Here is a 1,045-nt window from a genome sequence, read left to right on the forward strand (position 1 = left end):
ATCGCGCTCGCCGAGGCACTGCTCGAAGGGAAGGGAAAATGAGCAACTCTCTCCCCAAACCCGAGCAAAGGCTGCTCGTGACGTTCACATCCCAGCAATGGCGTGGTCGGCCGGGTATGGATGCCGTTTATTTGTGTCTGGGGCTCGGATTCGTCGGGTTCGTCGTTTGCCTGGTGTTGATGATCTTCATGGCCGGCCTTCGGGACCCCGGAGCCGCGGCACTCTTCATCGTCGGCTTTGCCGTCGCGTTGACAACATTCATCGTCTTGGCGAAATCTTCCAGCGAGAAAAGATTCCTGATCGGCATCAACCAAAGTGTCAATGACAGCATCCTCGAGCTGACCGGCAATCCGGACGACCAACTGTCACTGCGCGGTTTCAGGAGGTTCATCGAGAACGGGCGTTCCATTCCGTTGCCTGTCCACGGCGTGCCCGGCCTTGAGCTGGTGGTCGTCAGGGAAGGCGAATCCGCCGTCGCAGGTCGAAAGCATCCAGCACAAAGCCGAACGGCGCCGCCGAGTCCATCGTCAATCCACCCGCCGCTCGTGACAACGACCGAATTGATGATTGCGGTAACGCCGCCCGATTACGGAACCACCAGCTTCGACCGGCTGCTGACAGCTACCCTCGACGCCGACATGGATTAGTGAGCCCGGTTGAATGCCCTAATTCATCTGGCAGTGCAAGCAGCGCCACGGGTCCGTTTTTCATCTACGTGACGGAGTCAATTCCCCACCAACCACGAAGGGCCGGTTTGGCTGTGGCTTACACCGAGACGCGCCCGCCATCTTCGGTCGAGAATAACGGTTCGACGACCATATTCTCCATGTTCTGGGCATCCTCGCTGGGGGCTGCACTGTCAGGGAAGGGAACGACGCCTGCCCGCCCGAGTTGCTCTGGCACAGTAGCCACAGCCGGCTCCCGCCTCATGCCCTCGACCCTGTCAAAGGCGTACACGGAAACGAATCCGGCGAGCGACAAGGCTGCACAGGACCAGCCCCAGAAGATCGCGGCACTCCCCCCGGGCTCAACGAGCAGTGTCAAG

2 protein-coding genes are annotated in these 1,045 nt (G+C 60.2%); one reads left to right on the forward strand and one right to left on the reverse strand.

Annotated elements, in window-relative coordinates; all coding sequences use genetic code 11:
- Positions 1 to 38: 38 nt before the first annotated feature.
- Entirely contained in the window at positions 39 to 647 is a 609-nt protein-coding gene (locus LQV45_RS35270; protein WP_230012692.1) for a hypothetical protein, read from the forward strand.
- Between the two features lie 118 nt (positions 648 to 765).
- Here LQV45_RS35270 and LQV45_RS35275 read toward each other — a convergent pair.
- Positions 766 to 1,045, reverse strand: a 280-nt coding sequence (locus tag LQV45_RS35275; protein WP_230012695.1) for a hypothetical protein, incomplete at its 5' end; no start/stop codon positions are given.

The sequence above is a fragment of the Microbacterium sp. Bi128 genome (genome assembly GCF_918698205.1).